Here is a 22,228-nt window from a genome sequence, read left to right as displayed (position 1 = left end):
TCATTTTTATTTATTACCATAATTTATCTATTTAAACAATTTTTATATCAAATAAATAGTATTTTTTTGATAGTTTAGTTCTCAGACAATACTTTTATTAACTTTGTTAGCAAAGCAGTTCTTGGAACTATACTATTTAAGTTAATATATTCATCTTCTGTGTGAACTCCACCACCTGTTGGACCTAATCCATCTAATGTTGGTATTCCAAGTGCACTTGTAAAATTAGCATCTGATCCACCACCTGTAGATGCTTGACCTATAGACATTCCTAATTCTTCACCTATTCTTTTTGCTATTTCATATAATTTTACATTCTCCTCTTTTCTTTCCATGGGTGGTCTTTTTATTCCACCTTCAACAATTGTACTTGTTCCCTTTATGTATATCTCATTAGCTATTTTTCTTATATTTTCATCTATTTTTTGTGCCTCTTCTAATGTACATATTCTTACATCTATAACTGAATCACTATATGCAGGAACTGTATTAGATGCACTTCCCCCTTTTATTAAGCCTACATTTACAGTTGTTCCTGTTTCATAGTCTGTAAGATTTGATATTTGTATTAACTTATGACAAAGCTCTATTATAGAGTTTGCTCCTTTTTTTAGATTTCCACCTGCATGAGAGGCTTTTCCCTTTATCCTTATTTTATACTTTCCTGTTCCCTTTCTAGATGTTACAACATCACCATTGTGCCTACCTGCTTCTAATACAAGGACACAATCACAGTCTTTTGATAGATTCTCTATAAGTTCTCTTGAGTATATAGAGCTTATTTCTTCATCAGAATTGAATATCATCTGTATTGTCTTTACATCATCTTTGTATAGAATATCTATTACTTTCAATGCAAAGTAAATAGATGTTATACCAGCTTTCATATCTATTATTCCTGGCCCAAAAGCCTTATCACCTTCTATCTTAAATGGCCTTTTTTGTACTGTTCCATCCTGAAAAACGGTATCCATATGACCCAAAAGTAGAATCTTCCCAAATATACTTCCTTTTCTATTTATTACAATATGATTTCCACATTTCTTTTGGGGTATTATTTGAATTTCGTAATTCCCACCAAGCTGTTTGAATTTATTTTGTATTATTTCTAATACTTTATTTACTCCCAAAATATTTGAGCTGCCAGAATCTACGTTTACCAAGGACTTTAACATATCTAAATAATTGTGATATTCTTTTTCTAAAATCTTCAATATTTCTTCCAATATACCCATCTCCTAATCAAAAAACCACTATGAGTATAGTGGTTTTTAAGAATATGAAAAAATTACAGACATACTTGCAACGATTTCTAATTGTCCTGCTTCTATATGTGTAGTATCACTTGCTAATTTTAATGAATACGTTTCTTGCCTAGAAATACCAAAGCTCTGTTCAGTTATACTAATAGGTGTTCTATTAAGCTGAACTTCAAACGCTCTAGCTATTTCTCTTGCCTTTGACTTTGCATCTTGAGCTGCTTCATTTAACGCCTTTTTATAATAAATATCTGGTTTTGAAAGTGAGAAATTTATACTATCTACTATATTAGCTCCATTTTGTACCGATACATCAATTACTTTTCCTATTAAATCTAAATCTCTTATTGTTACCCTAAAAATATTTCTAACTTCATATCCTACAAATTCCTGTTTGTTATCTATGAATTCATATTTTCTATCTATAGAATATGATATTGTTCTAATATCCTCTTCTTTTATTCCTAGTTTTTTTATATCATTTACAACCTTATTAGATTTTACTGCATTTTCTCTTTGTGCAAGCTGTGCATCTTTACTTTCTGTGCTTACCCCTATGTTTATAGTAGCCATATCTGGTCTTGCATACACACTTGCTTTTCCTTGAACCGTCATTGTATTACATGTATCTTTGTAACAGCTTCTATTATACTTTGGATAATAAAAATTCATACATTTATCCCCGCCTTACAATAGTTTATACATAAATTATATGCATGAGTTTTCATATTATGTTTTGTTATCTGTAAGCAGGGCAGTTATAATATTTTTTCTTTTCTCCTTTTCTTTTTCTTACATCAATAAGATTTTGTATTTCTTCTATATATTTTGGATCTTGTGCTAATCTTATTAAGCTCTTTAGATAATAGCAGTTTGTGGTTTTGGGTATCTTTTTATTAGCTACTAAATCTATTGCTGTTTTAGCCGCATTAAAATTTTTTAAATGGGTATGTCCTTCTTCAAATTCCTTATTCATATTGTAGGCAACGTAGCCCTTTTTGATAGGAAATACTATAAATTCTCCTTTTTCATAAATTTTGTTAAACATACCTCACCCCACCATTTATAGTAAATTTTGTTCTTACTATAAATAATATTATATTAAGATTATATAGATTAAACATTTTTGTATTTTTTAACCTCTTTTTTACACTGAAAAAAGCTACCTTAAACAAATGTTTAAAGTAGCTTTTATAAAACTTCTAAGAAAAAATTTTGATCTCTTTTAAGCAGTACTGAAAATCCATCTTCTCTTTCAACGACTTCACATTCAAAACCTTGATCCAAAGAAAAATCCTCTATTGTTTTTACTTCGTCTACAAAATCGACTAATATTTCTATTAGTCCACATCTGTATTCATCGAATAATGATTGTAATAAATTTATTGGATCAGTGCAAGACCTTTTTCTTGCATCTACAAGGTGGTGTAATAACATATTAACTCTCCTTTTTATTTTGATACCTTATTATATGAAGTCGATTATATGTTTTATTCCTAAATTTCCATTTCTTACGCTATTTTTTATACGTTATTTGCATTATTTTACCATATAATCTGGTAATCAGCAAGTTTTTTCATAAAATGTTGCCATCAAATACAAAAGCCACCGAAAATTTTCGGTAGCTTCTTTCACATTATTCTTTTACAATTAATTTTAATTCAACTGGAACAAACTTTTCCACAACTTCACCTTTTATAACTTTGTCAGCAGTTTCAACTCCTAAAGCACCTATTTTGTCAGGTTGTTGAGCTACTGTAGCTCCTAATTTTCCTTCATTTACTGATTTTACAGCATCTTCAGTTGCATCGAATCCTACTACTAATATATCTTTGCCGCTTCCTTCTATAGCCTGAAGTGCTCCTAAAGCCATTTCATCATTGTGTGCAAATACAGCATCTATTTCCGATTGAGCTTGTAATATGTTCTCCATAACCGTAAGACCTTTTGTTCTATCAAAATCCCCAGATTGTTTAGCTACAACTTTTATTTCACTAGAGTCTATAGCTTCATTAAACCCTTTTCCTCTATCTCTTGCAGCAGATGTTCCAGGTATTCCCTCAAGTTCAACAACGCTACCATTTCCACCTAGTTTCTCTAGTATATATTCTCCTGCCATTTTTCCACCAGCTATATTGTCTGATGCAATGTGTGATACTACTTCTCCATCATTTGCTCCTCTATCTAAAGTTATAATTGGAATGTTAGCATTATTAGCTGTTCTTATAGCATTTACAACTGCATCTGAATCTGTTGGGTTTATAAGTATTAGAGAAACTCCTCTTGTAACTAAATCTTCAACATTTGCAAGTTCCCTTGCTGGATCATCTTGTGAATCTAATACTATAATTTCATAACCAAGTTCTTTAGCTTTAGCTTCTGCACCTTCTTTTAAAGTAACGAAGAATGGATTGCTTAATGTAGATATTATAAGCCCTATTTTCTTACCTTCTTCTTTTGTAACATTTTCTTGCGTACATCCTACTAATGTTCCTAATACTAAAACTAGAATCAATAAACTTGAAATTAATTTTTTCATTTTCTCTCCTCCTGTGTAATAATTTTATATCAAGGCATAGCCCTAATAACTATTTTTGTTTTCTATCTAGTAATACTGCTATTAAAATCACTATACCTTTAGCAATCATCTGATAATAAGATGATACATTGAGTAAATTTAAGGCATTATTTAATATACCAATAATAAGTGCTCCTACTATAGTTCCAGGTATTCCACCTTGTCCTCCTGAAAGGCTTGTTCCACCTAATACCACTGCAGCTATAGCATCAAGTTCATATCCTGATCCTGCGTTAGGCTGAGCAGAAAATAACCTTGAAGTTACGATTATCCCTGCAATTGCTGAAAGTATTCCACTTATTGAATATACATATACCTTGATTTTCGATGTGTTAATACCTGAAAGTCTTGTAGCTTCTTCATTTCCTCCTAGTGCGTATATATATCTTCCTACCCTAGTTTGAGTTAGTATAAAATAGCATACTAAAAATACCAGTATCATTAAGTAGATAGGTGTTGGAACTCCTAAAAATTGTCCTGAACCTATATTAGAAAAAACTATAGCCGATTTTCCACTTCCTATACTTATTGGCTTTCCATCAGTGAATACTAAAGTTGCTCCTCTAAGTATAGTCATTGTTGCAAGTGTTGCTATGAATGGTTGAATTTTGCCTTTACTTATAATTAGTCCATTTAAAGCCCCAACTAATGCACCTATAACAATTGCTACTATTACTGATACTACTACACTGCTTCCTGTGGCTATTAAACTTGCACATATAGCTCCTGTAAATGCTAGTACTGACCCTACAGAAAGGTCTATACCACCTGTCAATATTACAAATGTCATACCTGCAGCTATTACTGCATTTATAGATGTTTGCCTTAATACATTTAATATATTTGGAACTGTTAAGAATCTAGGGCTTAAGAAAGAAACTATTATCGAAAATACAATAAGACCTATAACAGATTTAAATTTCATCATTTTTTCTTTGTCCATCGTTAGTCCACCATCCCAACTGCACTTTTCATTATTTTTTCTTGTGATGCATCTGAAATATTAAATTCTCCACTCATCTTTCCTTCATGAAGAACTAAGATTCTATCACTCATACCTAAAATTTCTGGCATTTCAGAAGATATCATTATTACAGCTTTTCCTTCTTTCTTAAACTTATTAATTAAGTCGTATATTTCCTTTTTAGCTCCTACATCTACCCCTCTTGTAGGTTCATCTAATATTAGAACCTTTGGATCTGTCATAAGAGCTTTGCTTATAGCAACTTTCTGTTGATTTCCTCCACTTAGGTTCTTTATAATTTGATTCATGCTAGGAGTTTTTATAGACATTTTATTTATATAACTTTCCACTTCCTTTGATTCTTTGGACTTATCTATAGTAAGAAGCTTTCCTTTTAATTTATCTAAAGATGATATTGTCATATTTTCCTTTACTGAAAGTCCTAATATCAATCCTTCTGACTTTCTATCTTCACAAACATATGCAATACCTGCCTTTATAGCACTCTTAGGGCAATTTATGTCTATCTTTTTCCCTCGGATATATATATCACCTGCATCTTTTTTGATGCTTCCGTATATGGTTTTTGCAAGTTCTGTTCTTCCAGAACCCATGAGTCCTGATATTCCAAGGATTTCTCCTTCTCTTACCTTAAAACTTATATTCTTAACATGCTTGTTTGTTAGGTTTTTTACCTCAAGTACTGTTTCATTAACTTGCACGTTAACTTTAGGAAACTGCTCTGTTAACTTTCTTCCTACCATCATTTCTATTATTCTATCTTCATTTATATTGCAAACCTTTTCATCTCCTACATATTTGCCATCTCTTAGAACTGTTATTTCATCACAAATTTCAAATATTTCCTTCAATCTGTGTGATATATATACTATCGCCTTATTCTCAGACTTAAGTTCATTTATAACTTTAAATAAACTCTCTGTCTCCTTATCTGTTAAAGCATCTGTAGGTTCATCCATTATTATGATTTTTGCATCAAGGGATAGGGCCTTTGCTATTTCTACCATCTGTTGTTCACCAATACTAAGATTTCCTAATACTTCTTTTGGATTTCTTGATATCCCAAGTTTCTCAAGAAGATTCTTAGAATCTGTATATAATTTATTCCAGTCTATTTTTCCAAACCTATTCACAGGCTCTCTTCCCAGGAATATATTCTCTCCTATAGTTAAATAAGGAATTAGGTTAAGCTCCTGATGTATTATAGCAATACCTTTGTCCTGAGCGTCTTTAGGGCCTTTTATTTCATTCTTTTCACCTTTGTAGAATATTTCTCCCTCATCTTTTGTGTATACTCCACTTAATATTTTCATTAAAGTTGATTTACCTGCTCCATTTTCACCAAGTAAAGCCATCACTTTACCTTCATGAAGCTTTAAATTCACTCCGTCAAGAGCTTTAACTCCAGGAAATATCTTACTTATACCAACCATTTCTAATATCGGTTTACCCACGTATATCACCTCTTAAAATACTACTCCTGATTTTAAAATTATGTTAGCATAAGGAGTAAATTCACCCGTCCTAACTATAGCAATTGATTCTTTAGTTATATTCTTAAATTCTTCATGAGAAACTAAAGTTATCTTTATATCACTGAATTTCTTAACTATTTCACAATATAAGTCGTTACTTACATTTTTCATCTCACTAGCTATTATAATTTCTTCAACTTTTAACTCTGTTAAAATAGCATCTAATGTTTCAACGAATGACGGAGTTCCCTTTCTTAAAGCTATATCTATTCTTTCTACATCTTTAGGAATCGGAAGTCCACTATCACATATTGTAAGCATATCAGTGTGACCCATTTTAGATATAACATGAGATATTTGCGAATTTATCAAAAGTCTCTTTTTCATACACTACTCCCCCTTAAAGTTTAATACCTCTTCTATATAAGGCAGTGAGCTTTGTGCTCCTTCTTTTGTAACAGTCAAAGCACCTACTTTAGATGCAAATTCTATGGCTTCATCTATGTTCTTATTTTGAACTAAAGCAACCGCTAATGCACCTGTGAAACTATCTCCTGCAGCAGTTGTATCTACTGCTTTGACTCTGAATGATTCATACTTTTTTATTTTTTGTTCACTTATGTATAAAGCCCCGTTCTCTCCTAATGTAACAATTAGCTCTTTAACTCCCTTTTTTATAAGCTCTTTACCTGCAAATACTACATCATCTTCGTTATTTATTTTTATTCCGCTTAGAATCTCTAGCTCTGTTTCGTTAGGAGTTAGCAAATCTACATTTTTTATTATTTCATCACTTAATTTAGTAGCTGGAGCTGGATTAAGAATTGTGTATTTTCCAATAGTTTTAGCTATTTCCAACAGATACCTTACAGTTTCAATTGGTATTTCAAGTTGAGTTACAACCATATCTGAATTATTTATGGCGTCTATAGATTTATCTATATCATTAGCAATTAAATTATAATTAGCTCCAGGTGCAACCACTATTGAGTTGTTTCCATATTTATTAACAGTAATCAATGCTACTCCAGTAGGTACATTTTTGTTCTTCTTTATAAAATCTGTGTTAATCTTATCTTTTTCTAAGGATTCTACAAGACTTTCTCCAAATTCATCATCTCCTACAGACCCAACTATATTTACACTTCCACCTAATCTAGCCATAGCAACGGCCTGATTCGCCCCTTTTCCTCCAGGAATCTTTTTAAAATTTGCACCCATAACAGTTTGTCCTACCTTTGGCATATCATCTACATTCACAACAAGATCCATATTTAAACTTCCTATAACACATATTTTATTCATTTTATCACTCCTTAACTGTCGAATCCCTAATTATAAGTTCAGGTATTAATACAACATCTTTTTCTTTGCTAGATTTATTTTTTAATATATCTATTAATATTTCTACAGATTTGTATCCCATTTCATATATTGGCTGCCTAACTGTTGAAAGCTGAGGGTCTACAAGCTTTGATATATATATATCATCAAATCCCAAAACTGCCACCTCTTGAGGTGTTTTGATATCGTTTTCCTTCAGTGCCTTAATGGCCCCTATTGCTATCAAATCATTTGCACAGAATAACGCAGTGAAATTTTGCTTTTTGTTCAACAAATTACTTACAGCTTCATATCCCCATTCAGTCTTATAACTTCCCTCTATAACATTTTCTTCTTTAAATTCTATGCTATAGTCTTGTAAAGCCTTCTTATATCCATTCAATCTATCTATAGAAGTTTTGCTTTTCAAAGATCCTGCTATAAATATTACATCTTTATGACCCTGCTCTATTAAATGCCTTGTTCCTTCATACGCTCCAATAAAATTGTCTACAGTGATTTTTCCATTTATACCTTCAAGATCTATATCTCTATCTACTAGTATTATAGGAATCTTAGTATTTCTTAAAGATATAAAGTCTGACGTTCTTTCAGAAGATGCCGTAAATATTATTCCATCAACCATTTTCTCAACTAACATACTCACATATCTATCTTCTTTTGCGGTATCATCATCAGTATTACATATTATTAAATTGTATCCTTCCTTATTTGCCTTATCTTCAGCTCCTCTTGCTAATTCAGGAAAAAATGGATTGGCTATATCTGGTATTACAAGACCTATAGTTTTTGTTTTCTTAGTTACCAAACTTCTAGCTATAGTATTTGGAACATAGTTACTCTCTTTCATTATTCTTATAACTTTATCTCTCGTGTCTTTGCTTATGCTATCATCTTTATTATTTATAATTTTCGAAACTGTTGCAGTTGAAACTCCTGCTAATCTAGCTATGTCTTTTATCGTTACCTTCATTATTTTACCTCCGCCTAGGTAAACGTTTTACTAAAACGTTTACCTAGACTATACATTAATAGTATATGCCTTGTCAATAATGTTTTTTTATTTTTTTATTGATATACTATTTATATAAATTATGGGAAAGGGGCTTTGATATGGATTTAAACAAACTTTATTCTCTTCAAAAGAAATTAGATGAAAAAATAAACGAAAATCATAATTTAAATAATCAAGATTTACTTACAAAGAAAATCTTAGCTCTAAGTGTAGAAGTTGCTGAGCTTGCTAACGAAACTAGATGCTTTAAGTTTTGGAGCATTAAAAATAGTTCTCCTAAGAATATTATCTTAGAAGAATTTGTTGATTGTCTTCATTTTATATTATCTATTGGGATTGATTTAAAGTATTATGATATATCATTTGAAGATATTAAGATTAACGACGTTTATGATGAAAAAGATATGTCTTACTGTTTCTTAGATCTTATGAATAGCATAAATAATTTCAGAAAATCACTATGCAAATCTAACTACTTAAATGTTTTTATAAATTTTATATCTTTAGGAAATAAGCTTGGTTTAGATAGATATGAAATTGAAGATGCTTATCTTAAGAAAAATAGTATAAATCATGCAAGACAGAAAGAGGGATATTAAAAAGGAGAATAGATTCTATTCTCCTTTTCCTGACTTTATAGATATATTCATATCAAAATTTAAATTGCTCTTTGTTTTGAATGGAAGCGTGATAGTTTGCTGTGGGTTTGTGATATTTACCTTTCCTTCTAAAATCATAGGAGGAGTTATATCTATTATTGTTTGCATCTGCGATAACTTTGTGGCTGCTGTTCCCATTATCATATTTCCTAATTCTCCCATAGCACTTTTAGCCATTTCTATATCATTAATTTCCATTCCACCCATCATCTGTCCTGCTAAATATTTAATAGTATTTTTTCCTAAAGCTATGACAAGTTGTCCTTTTAAATCTCCTGTAATACCTATATTTACACTTATATCTTCCGTGCTATAAGGACTTTGTTTTATATATGGATTTCCCTTTTGAATATCTTCATTACAACACATATCTATAACTTCTTTAGTAGAGTTTAATATCTGATTTATATACACAGCTTCCATTGCTATTACCTCCATTTTTCTGTAGTATTTGTACTAATTATACTATATATTTGTTTAGTTTTTATTAATTCATACTTCATTATTATTAGAAAGATTATAAAAGTATTTTTTTCCTATGTATATAGTGTATAAGACCTATTTTCGATATCTTTTATTATACAAATTCCCAAAAGTGTATTATAATTATATTTAAACAACTATGATCGAAAAATCTGTTATAAAAATTTATTTAAGAGGTGATATTTTGAAAAAAAGATTTGGAGCAATATTCGTACTACTGGTTTTGTTATTTAATTTAACATCATTTGATATATATTCAAATCAAAATATAGACCGATACATCAAAGCAGGTATACTAATGGATGAAGACAGCGGAAGGATTGTGTATGAATATAATATTCATGATCAAGTTGCTATAGCAAGTTTAACAAAAATGATGACTTTTTTAGTAGCATTAGAAGCTATAAGAAACAATGAAGTGTCAAAACATGATACCGTTACAATAAGCCAAAATGCTGCACGTCTTCGTGGGTCTACCTATAACTTAAGAACAGGTGAAGAAGTAGAACTTATCGAGCTGCTAAAAGCTCTTATGATAGTATCAGGAAATGACGCTGCTGTTGCTATTGCAGAACATATAGCGGGTACAGAGTCAAACTTTGTACAATTAATGAATAATAAAGCCAGAGAAATAGGAATGTATAAAACTGTTTTCTTTAACTCACACGGACTTCCTATATATAAAATGGATGATAGAATAGAAAATCTATCATCAGCTAAAGATTTGAGTATATTAGTAAAGTATCTTTTAGATAATTATCGTGAAGAAACACTATCAGTTACAAGTATTAAAACTTATTCTAACCCAAAGAGAAACTTTGAAAGAAGTAATACAAATCCACTTATGAGTATATTTCCTGAAGTAGATGGAATAAAAACTGGCTATACAGGTCTAGCGGGTTACTGCTTAGCCTTTACTTTGAATGTAAAATCTGAAGATAAAAACGACAGAGATTTTAGATTAATAGGTTTAGTTCTTGGTTCAGGTAATCAAAAAGAAAGACTTGCAGGAAGTAAGAATCTCCTAGAATACGGAAGAGATAACTTTATAAAAACTAAAATACTATCTAAGCATGAGTATATAAGTACTAGATATTTATTTGGATCAAATGAACTTCCTGTAGATTTAATCTCCGAAGAAGAAATATGGGTATTTAAAGGCAAGGATGAAAATCTGAACACTGAAATTAAGCTAAATGATTTATCTTTTCCTGTTAGAAAAAATGATGTAATAGGTACACTTACATTTACTTCAGAAAACGGAGAAATTTTAGGCAGCGTAAATTTAATAAGTAATACTGAAATCAAGTGGATTCCTATTAAAATCCAGCTTGAACTACTTAAAAAATCTTTTCTTAGATTATTTGCAAGATAATTCAAAAGCAAAGGCACACCCTTTGCTTTTTTAAAGTAAGTCGTTTATGTTTTTTCCTTTTTGTTGATTTACATTTCTCATTTCTTCTTTTGATGATCTTTTGCTAAGTTTTTTCTTTCCGCCATCTGCTACATTAACTTTATCTTCAACATCATAAAATAATGTTCCTATTTCTGAAGCCATTTCTTCTCTCATAGCGTTTGGTTTTTTTCTGTACTGTGGAATTCCATTTCTGTTTTTCTGTCCACCTTGTTTATTCTTTTGAGACATATAAAATCACTTCCTTTTTGTATTGTTATTATTATTTTGCTAAATATTAATCATCGCATTCTAAGAAAACTTTGGATTTATAGTAAATTATTAACTCTATATTACATTCATTTACAGGGTAAAAATTCTTTTTTTAGTTAAAATAATTGTAAGCTAAGTTTTGAAAAGGAGGTTTTTATATGACTAGAAGTAGAAAGGCAGCTCACGAAGCTAGCGAAGCTATTTATAATATGGAAAGTGAAATGAGAAATGGAATAGATATGACTGACTACGAAGCTACTAATTACTCTCCTATAAATAAAATGAGTCTAACCTCAAGACATAATGGAGCAAGCGGAAAAGATATAGTTGACGCATTTGAAAGACAGATGAATGGACTTAGATAAAACAAATCGCTAGCAAAACTAGCGATTTGTTTTATATTAATACTTTTGATAAGAATTCTCTTGTTCTAAAGTGTTTTGGATTATTAAATATATCTTCAGGATCGCCTTCTTCTGCTATCATGCCTTCATCCATAAAAATAATTCTATCTCCAACCTCTTTTGCAAATCCCATCTCATGAGTTACAACTACCATAGTCATTCCTTCAGATGCTAAACTTTTCATAACATCTAAAACTTCACCTACCATTTCAGGATCTAGTGCTGATGTTGGCTCATCAAATAATATAACATCAGGAGCCATAGCAAGTGCTCTAGCTATTGCAATTCTCTGTTTTTGTCCACCTGAAAGCTGATTTGGATAGCTATATGCCTTATCTTCAAGTCCTACCCTTTTAAGTAGATTCATAGCTATTTCTTCACTTTCTTCTTTACTCATTTTCTTAACTTTTATGGGAGCTAAAGTTATATTTTCCAAAACGTTCATGTGGGGAAATAAATTAAACTGTTGAAATACCATACCCATTTTTTCTCTTAATTTGTTTATATCAGTATCCTTGCTAGTTATAGACATATCTTCAACTAATATTTCTCCATCACAAGGTGATTCTAACAGATTAAGACATCTTAAAAATGTACTTTTCCCAGAACCACTAGGCCCTATAACAACAACAACTTCTCCTTTTTCTATAGTTGTGTTAATTCCCTTTAGAACGTGCTGCTTTTTAAATTTTTTGTGTAAATTACTTACTCTAATCACTAACTTTCATCCTCCTCTCGAGTTTTCCAAGTAATTTAGAAAGTGTAAATGTCATTATAAAATAAATTAATGCTGCAACTATTAAAGGCTCAAATGGTTGAAATGTGTTACCTCTTACAGTATCAGCTTTATACATAAGATCTTGTATTCCTATGATAGATACTATCGAAGATTCTTTTATTATAACTATAAACTCATTACCTAGTGCTGGAAGTATATTCTTAAATGCCTGAGGAATTATTACATATCTCATAGCATAATTGTGGTTAAGGCCTAAAGATCTTGCAGCTTCCATTTGCCCTTTATCTATAGCCTGTATTCCAGCACGTATAATTTCAGCTACGTATGCTGAACTATTCAAAGATAAGGTAACAATTCCAGCTAAGAAATCACCATAATATGTTCCTACTATAGGAATAGCACCAAAATCAACTCCTAACTTTGGAAGCCCATAGTAAATTATATATAACTGTACTAAAAGGGGTGTTCCTCTAATAAATTCAACATATGATGTTGCGAGTAGACTAAGTGCTTTATTATTTGATATTCTCATTAATGCCAAAAATGTTCCTAATATAACTCCGAACAAAACTGTGAATGCTGCAATAAAAATTGTATTTTTACTGCCCTCTAAGAAAAACATATAATACCTTGATAAAAAGCTAAAATCCAAAGCTGTCACCTCCTAATATAAGTCTTATTGTATTATTCTGCTAATTCTGTAGCTTCTGTTACAAACTTTTCTATACTATTATCATTTATCAGTCTTTCAAGGGTTTTATTTATAGCTTTCACTAAGTCTTCATTTCCTTTCTTAACAGCTACAGCAGATCCTCCATCTTCTTCTTCAAGCTTTATTTGTGTTAGGTATAAATCTGAGTTTTTATTTACGTATGCATTTGCCACTGGCTTTTCTAGGACTACAGCATCTACTTTGTTATTTTTTAAAGAAAGGATTAAATCTGATATCTTCCCTAAAGCTCTTAAGTTTGCTCCTTTAATCTGATCAATAACTATTTGTTCTTGAATAGAACCTTTTTGAGCTGCAACATATTTAGCATCTAAGTCTTGTATAGATTTTATTATATCTTTATCTTCAGATCTAACTATTACACTTTGAACAGCTGTATAATATATATTCGAAAAATCTACATTTTGCTTTCTTTCTTCTGTTGGTGTCATTCCAGCTATAACAATATCTACATTTCCTGATTGAAGTGCTGCTAAAAGCCCATCAAATCTCATATCTTTTATTTCAAGCTCTACGCCAAGATCTTTTGCTATTTCCTTTGCTATTTCTATATCAAATCCAACTATTTCATGTTTACCGTTTATTTCTTTGTGAAATTCGTATGGTGGATAATCAGCACTAGTTCCCATAACTAACTTTCCTGATTTTTTTATTTGGTCAATTTTTGATTCTACTTTACTATTTTGATTTTGACATCCTGCAAATACTAAACTTAAGCATATCATCATTACTATTACTATTATTTTTTTGTTAAACATTTTAACTCCTCCTATTTTTCATTTTTTTTGAATATTTTACATTTTTTTACTTAAAAAGTGTGCAAATACACGCTTCTTGTCCTAAATCATTGTTCTAAACAAGACATTATAAAAACATTAAATTGTATTTCTTCACCTCCATTTTATTTGTATAAACAAAAAACTTTCGCCCCTTAAAATAAGAGACGAAAGTTTACTTCCGTGTTACCACTCTTGTTGATAGAATTACTTCTACCCACTCAAATCCTTTAACGGTGGATACCGTATTTTCCTACTACTATTTCAGAAAATCCCCTCTAGAGCTCTCTTCGATATAGTTATGTTGCTAGACTCACACCAACTCTAGCTCGCTGAAACAATCGCTATATGTACTCTCTCCTTCTCAGGGTTTATATATTTAATTTGAAATGAACAAAATACATAATTTCCTATATATTATAAAAAAAACTTTCATCTCTTAAAATAAGAGACGAAAGTTTGCTTCCGTGTTACCACTCTTGTTGATAGAATTACTTCTACCCACTCAAATCCTTTAACGGTGGATACCGTATTTTCCTACTACTATTTCAGAAAATCCCCTCTAGAGCTCTCTTCGATATAGTTATGTTGCTAGACTCACACCAACTCTAGCTCGCTGAAACAATCGCTATATGTACTCTCTCTTTCTCAGGGTTTATATATAAATTTTCGATTTCGTTTCCTTATGATAGATATGATTATACGGCGTTTATATTTTTATGTCAACACAAAAATTTATTTTTTTAGATAAATTTTATTATTTATTTTTACTTTCTTCTATTTTTTCTGCAAGTTCATTTAAATATGTCCATCTTTCTAATAAGTATTCTAACTTATTTTCCATTTCTTTTTGATCCTCTATCAGCTTTTGTAAAAGCTCAAAATTGCTTCCAGCATTATTGATTTCATTGTTTATTTTTTCTAATTTTTCCTCTACCTTTGATATATCTTCATCAATAGTCTCGTATTCTTTTTGTTCTTTGAATGTAAATTTAAGTTTAAGAGTCTTTTGATTATTTGAAGGCATTATTTTTTTCTCTTTGTATATCTTCTCATTTTTTTCTTCTACAACCTGTGTTTTAATAAATTCTTTATATTCAGAGTAATTTCCAACATAGTAGTTTATACTTCCATTTCCTTCAAAAGAAAGTATCTTTTCTGCAACTTTGTCAAGAAAATATCTATCGTGCGAAACTATAATAACTGCTCCTAAAAATTCATCTAGATATTCCTCAAGAATTGCTAGTGTATCTATATCTAAGTCATTAGTCGGCTCATCTAAAATAAGAACATTCGGGGAACTCATAAGAACACGAAGTAAATATAACCTTCTTTTTTCTCCTCCCGAAAGCTTTGATATAGGAGTCCATTGAACACTTGGCGCAAACAAAAATCTTTCTAACATTTGTGATGCGCTTATAGCCTTTCCATCCGAAGTATATATATGCTCTGCTTCTTCCCTTATATACTCTATAACTCTTAAATTTTCGTCCATAGAAGTATTATCTTGAGAAAAGTATCCAATTTTTACTGTTTCTCCAATTTCTATTTTGCCTTCATCTGGCTTTAACTTTCCTGTTATTATATTAACTAGAGTAGATTTTCCACTTCCATTAGGACCTATTATTCCTACTCTATCATCTCTTAACACTATATAACTAAAGTCGTCTATAACCTTCTTATCTCCAAAACTCTTACTAATATTATCTATTTCTATTACTTTCTTTCCTAATCTACTACTACCAACTGATATTTCAACCTTGTTTGACGATAAATCTTTTTTATCTTCTTTAATTTTCTCAAATCTTTCTATTCTAGCTTTTTGTTTAGTAGTTCTTGCCTTGGCCCCTCTTTGAATCCAAGCTAACTCTTTTTTGAATATACTCTGTCTTTTTCTTTCAGATGCTTCTAATGACTCTTGTCTTTGTAATTTTAACTCTATAAATTTGCTATAATTTGCATTATAACTATATATACTTCCTTTATCTAATTCTATTATTCTATTTACAGCTCTATCTAGGAAATATCTATCATGAGTTATCATTAAAAGTGCACCTTTTCTTTTGTTTAGATATTCTTCTAACCAATCTATACTTTCATTATCTATGTGGTTAGTAGGCTCATCTAGTATCAATAAATCACACGGAGTTATCAATGCACTTGCTAGGGCTATCCTCTTTTTCTGGCCCCCAGAAAGAGTACCAATTTTTGCATTGAAATTAGAAATTCCAAGTTTAGTCAATATGCCCTTAGCTTCACTTTCAATCTGCCATGCATCCATAATATCCATTTGTTGATTTAAACGTATGAGTCTTTTTTGCATATCATCGTTATTTGGATTTCTTGATAAACTGTCTATAATAGACTCATATTCTCTTATTAATTTCATTACAGGGGAATTACCTTTAAATATCTGCTCTAGTACTGTCAAATCATCATAGAATTGAGGATCTTGCGGTAGATATTCTATCTTTACATCATTTCCTATTGTAATTTTTCCACTATCACAAGTCTCAACACCAGCTATTATTTTTAATAAAGTAGATTTACCTGCACCATTTATTCCTAGTAATCCTATTTTTTCTCCCGCATTAATGCCAAGAGATATATTGTTAATAAGTATTTTGTCTCCATAACTTTTTGATATGTTTTCTATAGATATTAAGTTCATAATAGTTCCTTTCTTTTCATAATGAGCTAAATTATTTTATATGTATTATAGCATAAAAAAGCCTCATATTAAAAATATGAGACTTTTTTATATCTCAAGTGTTGTTTTATCAATCCATTTCCAGTTCTTTTTTATATCCTTAAGATCGTCTATTAATTTAAAAAGCGATAAATCTTTTTGCTTTGCCTCAATCATAACATCAAAATCCATGTTGACCCTTTTACACTTTTCTACAAATTCTATAAAATCATATGGATTTATATAGTCTGAATGTTTTCTGTCTTTTTGTCCTTCTTTTGGGCTTGAAAAATGTATTTTAGGAGGCAAATCCTCTTTGTTCCAAGTATTAAAAATATCATTTATCATGCTATCTAAATTATCGCCACCACTATTACATATATGATGGTGTACATCTAAAACCATAGGTATATCAAGCTCTTTACAGATGTTTAATACTTCTTTAGTTGTGAATGACTTATCGTCATTTTCTAAAATTAACTTTTTTCTTATTTCAATTGGAAATTTGCTAAAATTTGTTATGAATCTCTTGATTGCCTCTTCCTTTCCACCTTGAGCACTACCAACATGAATAACCATTTTTCCATGCTTATAGTTCATATCTTCAAATAAATTAACATGAGATAGTAAAGTATTTTTAGTATTTTCAACTACGTCTTCTTTTGTACTATTTATAACATTGAATTGGTCAGGGTGAGTATCTACTCTCATTCCATGCTTTTTTATTAGCTTTCCAATTCTTTCAAAATCCTTTTTGAAATATCTTCTATAATCCCAATCCGTAACATCTGGATGAGTATCTAAAGGAACTAATTTTGATGTTATTCTATAAAAATGTATATCATTTTGAATATTGTACTCTAATATTTTATATAAATCATCTAGATTAGAAAGTGTTACTTTTTTTAGTGCACTTATTCTTTCTTCTGAAGAAGTCATTTTTTTGTATCTTGCGTAAGTTAAAGTACTAGATGATGTTACTTTAGGTAGATTTAGAGCGATAGCGACATAGCCAAATCTAATACGCATTACTACACCTCTTTATTTTTTGTTATTATTCTTTACATCAAATATTTTTCCCATATACATATACTTGTGTGCTATTTTTATATTAAAGTATCTTTCAAATCTAGCTATTAATGATTTTTCTGAATTTGATACTATTGATACTGCTATTCCACTTTCTCCTGCCCTTGCACTTCTTCCTACTCTATGAAGATAATTATTAGGATCTTCAGGTATGTCCACATTAAATATATGAGTAACTCCCTTTATATCAAGACCTCTAGCCCCTATATCTGATGCTATCAATACTTGAATATTTCCTTTCTTAAATTCTTCCATGACTCTTTTTCTATCTTTCTTTATGAAATTTCCATGTATAGCTGCAATATTTAGCTTATGATATCTTAATTTCTCACATGCTACTTCAACATCGTAACTGTTATTAATAAATACTATCGCCTTTTGAGGATTGAATATTCTTATAAGTTTTCTTAATACTTCTATTTTTTCTCTTTTAGGAGATGAAAAATACATATGTGAAATTTTACTGGGTATTTGTTGCTTTTCTTGAGCTTCGACAAACTCAGGTTCTTGCATGATTTCTTTTGATATATTAATTATATCTTCATTAATAGTGGCAGAAAATGCTAATATCTGTCTTTCTCTTAAAGTAGCTTTTATTATAGCTTTTACATTATCTATATTGTATTTATCTAAAAGTCTATCAACCTCATCAATTACAATGGTCTTTATTGTATGCGCCTTTATTTTTCTCAAATTTATAAGTTCAAGTATTCTACCACTAGTTCCAACAATTATGTGTGGTTTTTCCTTTAGTCTGTCTAACTGCCTTCTTATATTTACATTTCCAACTATCAAAGCTGACCTTACAGGATTAGATGTATTTTTACTTATTGAGTCTATAACCCTTTGTACTTGTATAGAAAGTTCATGGGTCGGTGTCAAAACTATAGCTTGGGCATCTTTAGAAGATGTGTCTATTTTCTGAAGTGTAGGAAGTAAGTAAGCTAATGTTTTTCCTGTTCCAGTTTCTGATTTACCTATTACATCTTTATTTTCAAGTGCAACAGGTATCACTTTTTCTTGTATATTAGTTGGACTTGTTATATTTAGTTTACTAAGAGCTTGTACTAACTTTGCATCTATTCCTAATTTGTCAAATGTTTTATTCATTATATCTCTCCTTATTTCATTTCTCGTATTTAATATTCTTTCCTAAAATATTAATCTTAGTAAAAAAAATCATGAAGATAATATCTTCATGATTTAGCAAAATCTATGTGTTATTAGCTTCTAAGCATTTGAACATCGAATTATAACAATAATTTATAATGTCACTTCTTTTTATTATTCCTATGAACACATTCTGATCATCTATAACAGGTAGAAAGTTTTGGTTTACTGAAATTGATATTAAATCTTCTATATTTGCATTTATAGATACTGCCTTATTGTCCATGTGTCTAGGTATATCTTTTAGAAGTATTTTGCTAGTGTTTTTGAAATTAAGATCAGGAGTATTCTTTAGCATCCAAAGCAAATCTCCTTCTGTTATCGTTCCTACATATCTTCCTTCATCATCTATTATAGGTACAGCTGTATATCTGTGATACTCCATTCTTTCTAGAGCTTGCCTCATAGTTGCATTCGGCGTTAGGCATATAACATCTTTTTTAGGTGTAAGAAAAAACGCAATATTCATAGAATCCCCCTCCAGTTAACAAACACTACTGCATTTAACCTATATTTAACTTTAATATATATTATTATTATATCATTAAAAGATTACAAATTAAATGTAAATACAACAAAAAAGCCGTCTCAATTTCAAATTGAGGCGGCCCTGATATCTCTATCATTAACTTTAGATATATGTCAATTTTGAATTACGCTCTTACAACGTTAGCAGCTTGAGGTCCTCTAGCACCTTCAACTACTTCAAATTCAACCTTTTGTCCTTCTTCTAAAGTTTTGTATCCTTCTCCTTGGATAGCTGAGTAATGTACGAATACATCATTTTCTCCGTCTACAGATATGAATCCGTATCCTTTTTCTGAGTTAAACCATTTAACTATTCCTGTTTTCATTATTAAATTCCTCCTAAAGAATATTACTTACGCTTACATTGTACTGCTTGCGTTAGTAATATCTTACTCTATTTTCCGGATACTGTCAATAGAAATACATAATTTATTTTAATTTATTTTTTGTAAATTCTAAATTTTATTAATTATATTCATTTAATAGTGAACCCTCACAAGCCAAAACTTTATTCCCTTGTTACTCCATCCTAAGTCCCATGGAACTCTATGTCTATCTGTATTGTGACAATTAACTAACGAATACCCTTTTGAGTCTGCTCCTGTAGCAACAGATATATGAGTTATCTTTCCATTTTTTTCGTAGGCAACAAAGTCTCCTGGTAGTAATTTGTAAGATGCCTTATATACCTTATCATAAGTTCCATATGCTATTACCGATGCCCTTCCACTATTTATCATATAGTTTTTAAATGCCTGTGCATTTACCCATGCCTTACTTCCTCCACTACTATCATAATTCCATGTGCTTGTTTTTCTAAACTTACCACCTTCGTATAGAATTTGCGATGCGAAATTTGCACAATCTCCTCCTAAAGGATTATAATTTTTATATTTATTATTATACTTAAATCCATATTCTTCATCTGATGCAGCTCCACTATATTGATCTGCATATTTAACAGCATTTATTCTTCTTTCATTTATATTTGAGAGGTCTCTTTCTGGTTGAGATAATATATACTGCTTTATTTCTTCACTTTTTATATCATCTAAGTGCATAGAATCAGCAAATGGATCTACATACCACTCTTTTAATATTATCCACTCATCATTTCTATTTTGTATATCTAGATAGTGATAAGTTCCTATCCTAAACATATTTGTTCTCTCTTCTCCTTCGTAAGAATAATTGTATTCCGTAGAAACCATAAGATTTATAGAATACCTATCTTCTTTTTTCTTTATACTTCTAATTTTTGTTATAGTCTTTATATCAGTAAATTTAACCCCTTGTTTTTCAGACCATTTATGTAGATATTTCATCTTCTTGATTTCATGTTCATATGCCCAAAGTCCATATTTAGTTTCCTTAGTGTATAGTATATCTAATGTCTCTACATCTTTGTTGAGGATAGCCTCATTTCTCAAATCAAAAATTTCCTGTATTATTTGAGAAAAATCTTCTTCCACAAGCATTGTAAATATTATGTCCTTGTGTTTTATGGAAGTATAAATTATTGAGCTTATTAATAGCAAAGATAGCACAGTTATAATTTTGAATTTTCTAAAATTTAAACATATAAACATTTAGCTTACCTCCCCAGAATAGCTAATAAAATTATATGTTTAAAGTAAAAAAGGTAGAATTATAAAATTTTATAATTCCACCTTTTTTATTTTATTTATCATTCTATAGATGCAGCTACTTTTCGCACACTTTCTTCTAATTGAGCATCTACTACACTAGCTTCTCTTACATGTCTGATTAATCCTTCGTTAGTGTCTTTTAATATTTTCTTAACTTCCCCTATATTATCCAAGACATTTGATACATATTGTTTTTGTTGGCCTATAATTTTAATTACTTCATCAACTTCAGATTCTACAATTTTAAATCCATCTAATGTTTCATCTATTTTCTGCACCGCTATTTTAGATGCATTTGTTCCCTGTGAGATTACACTTTTACTTTGACTAGATTTGTATAATACATCCTTAGTTTCACTTTCAATATTACTTATCAGTTGTGATATATCTTTTGTACTTTGAGTTGTCATCTCTGCTAATTTGCGTACCTCATCTGCAACTACAGCAAAACCTTTTCCATATTCTCCCGCTCGTGCTGCCTCGATAGCCGCATTTAATGCAAGCAAATTTGTCTGACTAGCTATCTGGCCAATAACTTTTGTTATATCGCTAATTTCTTTCAAGCTTTCTCCTAGCTTAACGATACTATTATAAGTACTATTTGTTTCTCTTTCTAAAGATGCAATAATATCCATTACACTTTCTATGGATTGCTTACCTTCTTTAGATTTCAATACTGTTTTTTCTGTTATCTCAAGTAGGTTTTTGCCTTCCTTATCTAAAGTATTAGTTGATATATTAGTTTTGTTTGTTAGATCAGAAATAATTTCTACTTCATCTTCTATTTTTTTTGCTAGGTTTGCCAATATTTCATGATCGCTATTTACTAAATTATGCTGATTTATTATTAACTCTATTTGTTTATGTATATTTTTTACTGTATCTATACTTATACTTTTCTCAAATGCTTGAACTTGTACATCTTTAGCCTTGTGTTCAACTGATAAGTTTAATTTTTTTCTCTTCATGAAACCTATCACTATTAGCCCA

At 30.2% G+C, this 22,228-nt stretch carries 25 protein-coding genes and 2 other annotated features; of the genes, 3 read left to right on the top strand and 22 right to left on the bottom strand.

Features of this window, described 5'->3' with window-relative positions; genetic code table 11:
• Positions 1-74: 74 nt before the first annotated feature.
• From CLOTH_RS01595 to CLOTH_RS01550, 10 genes are all read right to left on the bottom strand, one after another.
• Positions 75-1,226, bottom strand: a complete 1,152-nt coding sequence (locus tag CLOTH_RS01595; protein ID WP_158080438.1) for a M20 family metallopeptidase — start codon at positions 1,224-1,226, stop codon at positions 75-77.
• Positions 1,227-1,271: 45 nt separating this feature from the next.
• Positions 1,272-1,931 (bottom strand): SIMPL domain-containing protein, encoded by a 660-nt coding sequence (locus CLOTH_RS01590; RefSeq protein WP_079410552.1) that lies wholly within the window; start codon positions 1,929-1,931, stop codon positions 1,272-1,274.
• Positions 1,932-1,998: 67 nt separating this feature from the next.
• Entirely contained in the window at positions 1,999-2,307 is a 309-nt protein-coding gene (locus CLOTH_RS01585) for a hypothetical protein (protein ID WP_079410551.1), read from the bottom strand.
• Positions 2,308-2,450: 143 nt separating this feature from the next.
• A complete protein-coding gene (locus CLOTH_RS01580; protein ID WP_079410549.1) occupies positions 2,451-2,696 on the bottom strand; it encodes a sulfurtransferase TusA family protein in 246 nt (81 codons plus the stop codon).
• A gap of 199 nt (positions 2,697-2,895) precedes the next feature.
• A complete protein-coding gene (rbsB, locus tag CLOTH_RS01575; RefSeq protein ID WP_079410548.1) occupies positions 2,896-3,798 on the bottom strand; it encodes a ribose ABC transporter substrate-binding protein RbsB in 903 nt (300 codons plus the stop codon).
• A gap of 49 nt (positions 3,799-3,847) precedes the next feature.
• Positions 3,848-4,780: a ribose ABC transporter permease gene (gene rbsC, locus CLOTH_RS01570; protein WP_079410545.1), complete on the bottom strand. Its 933-nt coding sequence runs from the start codon at positions 4,778-4,780 to the stop codon at positions 3,848-3,850.
• Positions 4,781-4,782: 2 nt separating this feature from the next.
• Positions 4,783-6,276, bottom strand: coding sequence for a ribose ABC transporter ATP-binding protein RbsA (rbsA, locus tag CLOTH_RS01565; protein ID WP_079410542.1), 1,494 nt, complete (start codon positions 6,274-6,276; stop codon positions 4,783-4,785).
• A gap of 12 nt (positions 6,277-6,288) precedes the next feature.
• Positions 6,289-6,684, bottom strand: a complete 396-nt coding sequence (gene rbsD / locus CLOTH_RS01560) for a D-ribose pyranase (protein ID WP_079410540.1) — start codon at positions 6,682-6,684, stop codon at positions 6,289-6,291.
• A 3-nt stretch (positions 6,685-6,687) separates the two neighbouring features.
• Positions 6,688-7,602: a ribokinase gene (rbsK, locus tag CLOTH_RS01555; protein ID WP_079410537.1), complete on the bottom strand. Its 915-nt coding sequence runs from the start codon at positions 7,600-7,602 to the stop codon at positions 6,688-6,690.
• Positions 7,603-7,606: 4 nt separating this feature from the next.
• Positions 7,607-8,614 (bottom strand): LacI family DNA-binding transcriptional regulator, encoded by a 1,008-nt coding sequence (locus tag CLOTH_RS01550; RefSeq protein ID WP_079410534.1) that lies wholly within the window; start codon positions 8,612-8,614, stop codon positions 7,607-7,609.
• 140 nt (positions 8,615-8,754) lie between these two features.
• Here CLOTH_RS01550 and CLOTH_RS01545 point away from each other — a divergent pair, with 140 nt between their 5' ends.
• A complete protein-coding gene (locus CLOTH_RS01545; protein WP_079410532.1) occupies positions 8,755-9,255 on the top strand; it encodes a dUTP diphosphatase in 501 nt (166 codons plus the stop codon).
• A 15-nt stretch (positions 9,256-9,270) separates the two neighbouring features.
• Here the strand turns inward: CLOTH_RS01545 and CLOTH_RS01540 are convergent, their stop codons facing one another.
• Positions 9,271-9,738 carry a chemotaxis protein CheX gene (locus CLOTH_RS01540; protein WP_158080437.1) on the bottom strand — a complete coding sequence of 156 codons (468 nt, stop codon included), beginning with the start codon at positions 9,736-9,738 and terminating at the stop codon, positions 9,271-9,273.
• A gap of 244 nt (positions 9,739-9,982) precedes the next feature.
• On the opposite strand from CLOTH_RS01540, the gene CLOTH_RS01535 reads away from it, so the two are divergent.
• Entirely contained in the window at positions 9,983-11,173 is a 1,191-nt protein-coding gene (locus CLOTH_RS01535) for a D-alanyl-D-alanine carboxypeptidase family protein (RefSeq protein ID WP_158080436.1), read from the top strand.
• A 30-nt stretch (positions 11,174-11,203) separates the two neighbouring features.
• On the opposite strand, the gene CLOTH_RS01530 is transcribed toward CLOTH_RS01535, so the two are convergent.
• Positions 11,204-11,443 carry a hypothetical protein gene (locus CLOTH_RS01530; protein ID WP_079410526.1) on the bottom strand — a complete coding sequence of 80 codons (240 nt, stop codon included), beginning with the start codon at positions 11,441-11,443 and terminating at the stop codon, positions 11,204-11,206.
• A gap of 179 nt (positions 11,444-11,622) precedes the next feature.
• On the opposite strand from CLOTH_RS01530, the gene CLOTH_RS01525 reads away from it, so the two are divergent.
• Positions 11,623-11,829 (top strand): hypothetical protein, encoded by a 207-nt coding sequence (locus CLOTH_RS01525; RefSeq protein WP_079410524.1) that lies wholly within the window; start codon positions 11,623-11,625, stop codon positions 11,827-11,829.
• Positions 11,830-11,860: 31 nt separating this feature from the next.
• Here CLOTH_RS01525 and CLOTH_RS01520 read toward each other — a convergent pair whose 3' ends face one another.
• The 10 genes from CLOTH_RS01520 to CLOTH_RS01475 all read right to left on the bottom strand — a co-directional run bounded on the left by CLOTH_RS01520 (position 11,861) and on the right by CLOTH_RS01475 (position 22,218).
• Positions 11,861-12,586 (bottom strand): amino acid ABC transporter ATP-binding protein, encoded by a 726-nt coding sequence (locus CLOTH_RS01520; protein WP_079410522.1) that lies wholly within the window; start codon positions 12,584-12,586, stop codon positions 11,861-11,863.
• On the bottom strand, positions 12,579-13,259 hold the full coding sequence (locus CLOTH_RS01515) for an amino acid ABC transporter permease (protein ID WP_079410520.1): 681 nt from the start codon (positions 13,257-13,259) through the stop codon (positions 12,579-12,581). The genes CLOTH_RS01520 and CLOTH_RS01515 overlap by 8 nt, the downstream gene beginning before the upstream one ends.
• A gap of 32 nt (positions 13,260-13,291) precedes the next feature.
• Positions 13,292-14,095, bottom strand: coding sequence for an ABC transporter substrate-binding protein (locus CLOTH_RS01510; RefSeq protein WP_079410518.1), 804 nt, complete (start codon positions 14,093-14,095; stop codon positions 13,292-13,294).
• Between the two features lie 178 nt (positions 14,096-14,273).
• Positions 14,274-14,488 (bottom strand) — a binding site (T-box leader).
• 69 nt (positions 14,489-14,557) lie between these two features.
• Positions 14,558-14,772 (bottom strand) — a binding site (T-box leader).
• Positions 14,773-14,870: 98 nt separating this feature from the next.
• Positions 14,871-16,784 carry an ABC-F family ATP-binding cassette domain-containing protein gene (locus CLOTH_RS01505; RefSeq protein WP_079410515.1) on the bottom strand — a complete coding sequence of 638 codons (1,914 nt, stop codon included), beginning with the start codon at positions 16,782-16,784 and terminating at the stop codon, positions 14,871-14,873.
• Positions 16,785-16,871: 87 nt separating this feature from the next.
• Entirely contained in the window at positions 16,872-17,831 is a 960-nt protein-coding gene (gene uvsE, locus CLOTH_RS01500; protein WP_079410512.1) for a UV DNA damage repair endonuclease UvsE, read from the bottom strand.
• 12 nt (positions 17,832-17,843) lie between these two features.
• Complete coding sequence (locus tag CLOTH_RS01495) at positions 17,844-19,001, bottom strand: DEAD/DEAH box helicase (protein WP_079410509.1); 1,158 nt, start codon at positions 18,999-19,001, stop codon at positions 17,844-17,846.
• 103 nt (positions 19,002-19,104) lie between these two features.
• Positions 19,105-19,530: a CBS domain-containing protein gene (locus CLOTH_RS01490; RefSeq protein WP_079410507.1), complete on the bottom strand. Its 426-nt coding sequence runs from the start codon at positions 19,528-19,530 to the stop codon at positions 19,105-19,107.
• A 184-nt stretch (positions 19,531-19,714) separates the two neighbouring features.
• The gene (locus CLOTH_RS01485) at positions 19,715-19,915 is read right to left on the bottom strand and encodes a cold-shock protein (RefSeq protein WP_079410505.1); all 201 of its coding nucleotides are present in this window, start codon (positions 19,913-19,915) and stop codon (positions 19,715-19,717) included.
• Positions 19,916-20,068: 153 nt separating this feature from the next.
• Entirely contained in the window at positions 20,069-21,178 is a 1,110-nt protein-coding gene (locus tag CLOTH_RS01480) for an amidase domain-containing protein (protein ID WP_079410502.1), read from the bottom strand.
• Between the two features lie 98 nt (positions 21,179-21,276).
• A complete protein-coding gene (locus tag CLOTH_RS01475) occupies positions 21,277-22,218 on the bottom strand; it encodes a methyl-accepting chemotaxis protein (protein WP_331721956.1) in 942 nt (313 codons plus the stop codon).
• Positions 22,219-22,228: the final 10 nt, after the last annotated feature.

The organism is Alkalithermobacter paradoxus (assembly GCA_002029295.1).
Taxonomy (GTDB): Bacteria; Bacillota; Clostridia; order Peptostreptococcales; family Peptostreptococcaceae; genus Alkalithermobacter; species Alkalithermobacter paradoxus.
Note: the sequence above shows the minus strand (reverse complement) of the source record. Positions and strands in the feature narration are given on the sequence as shown.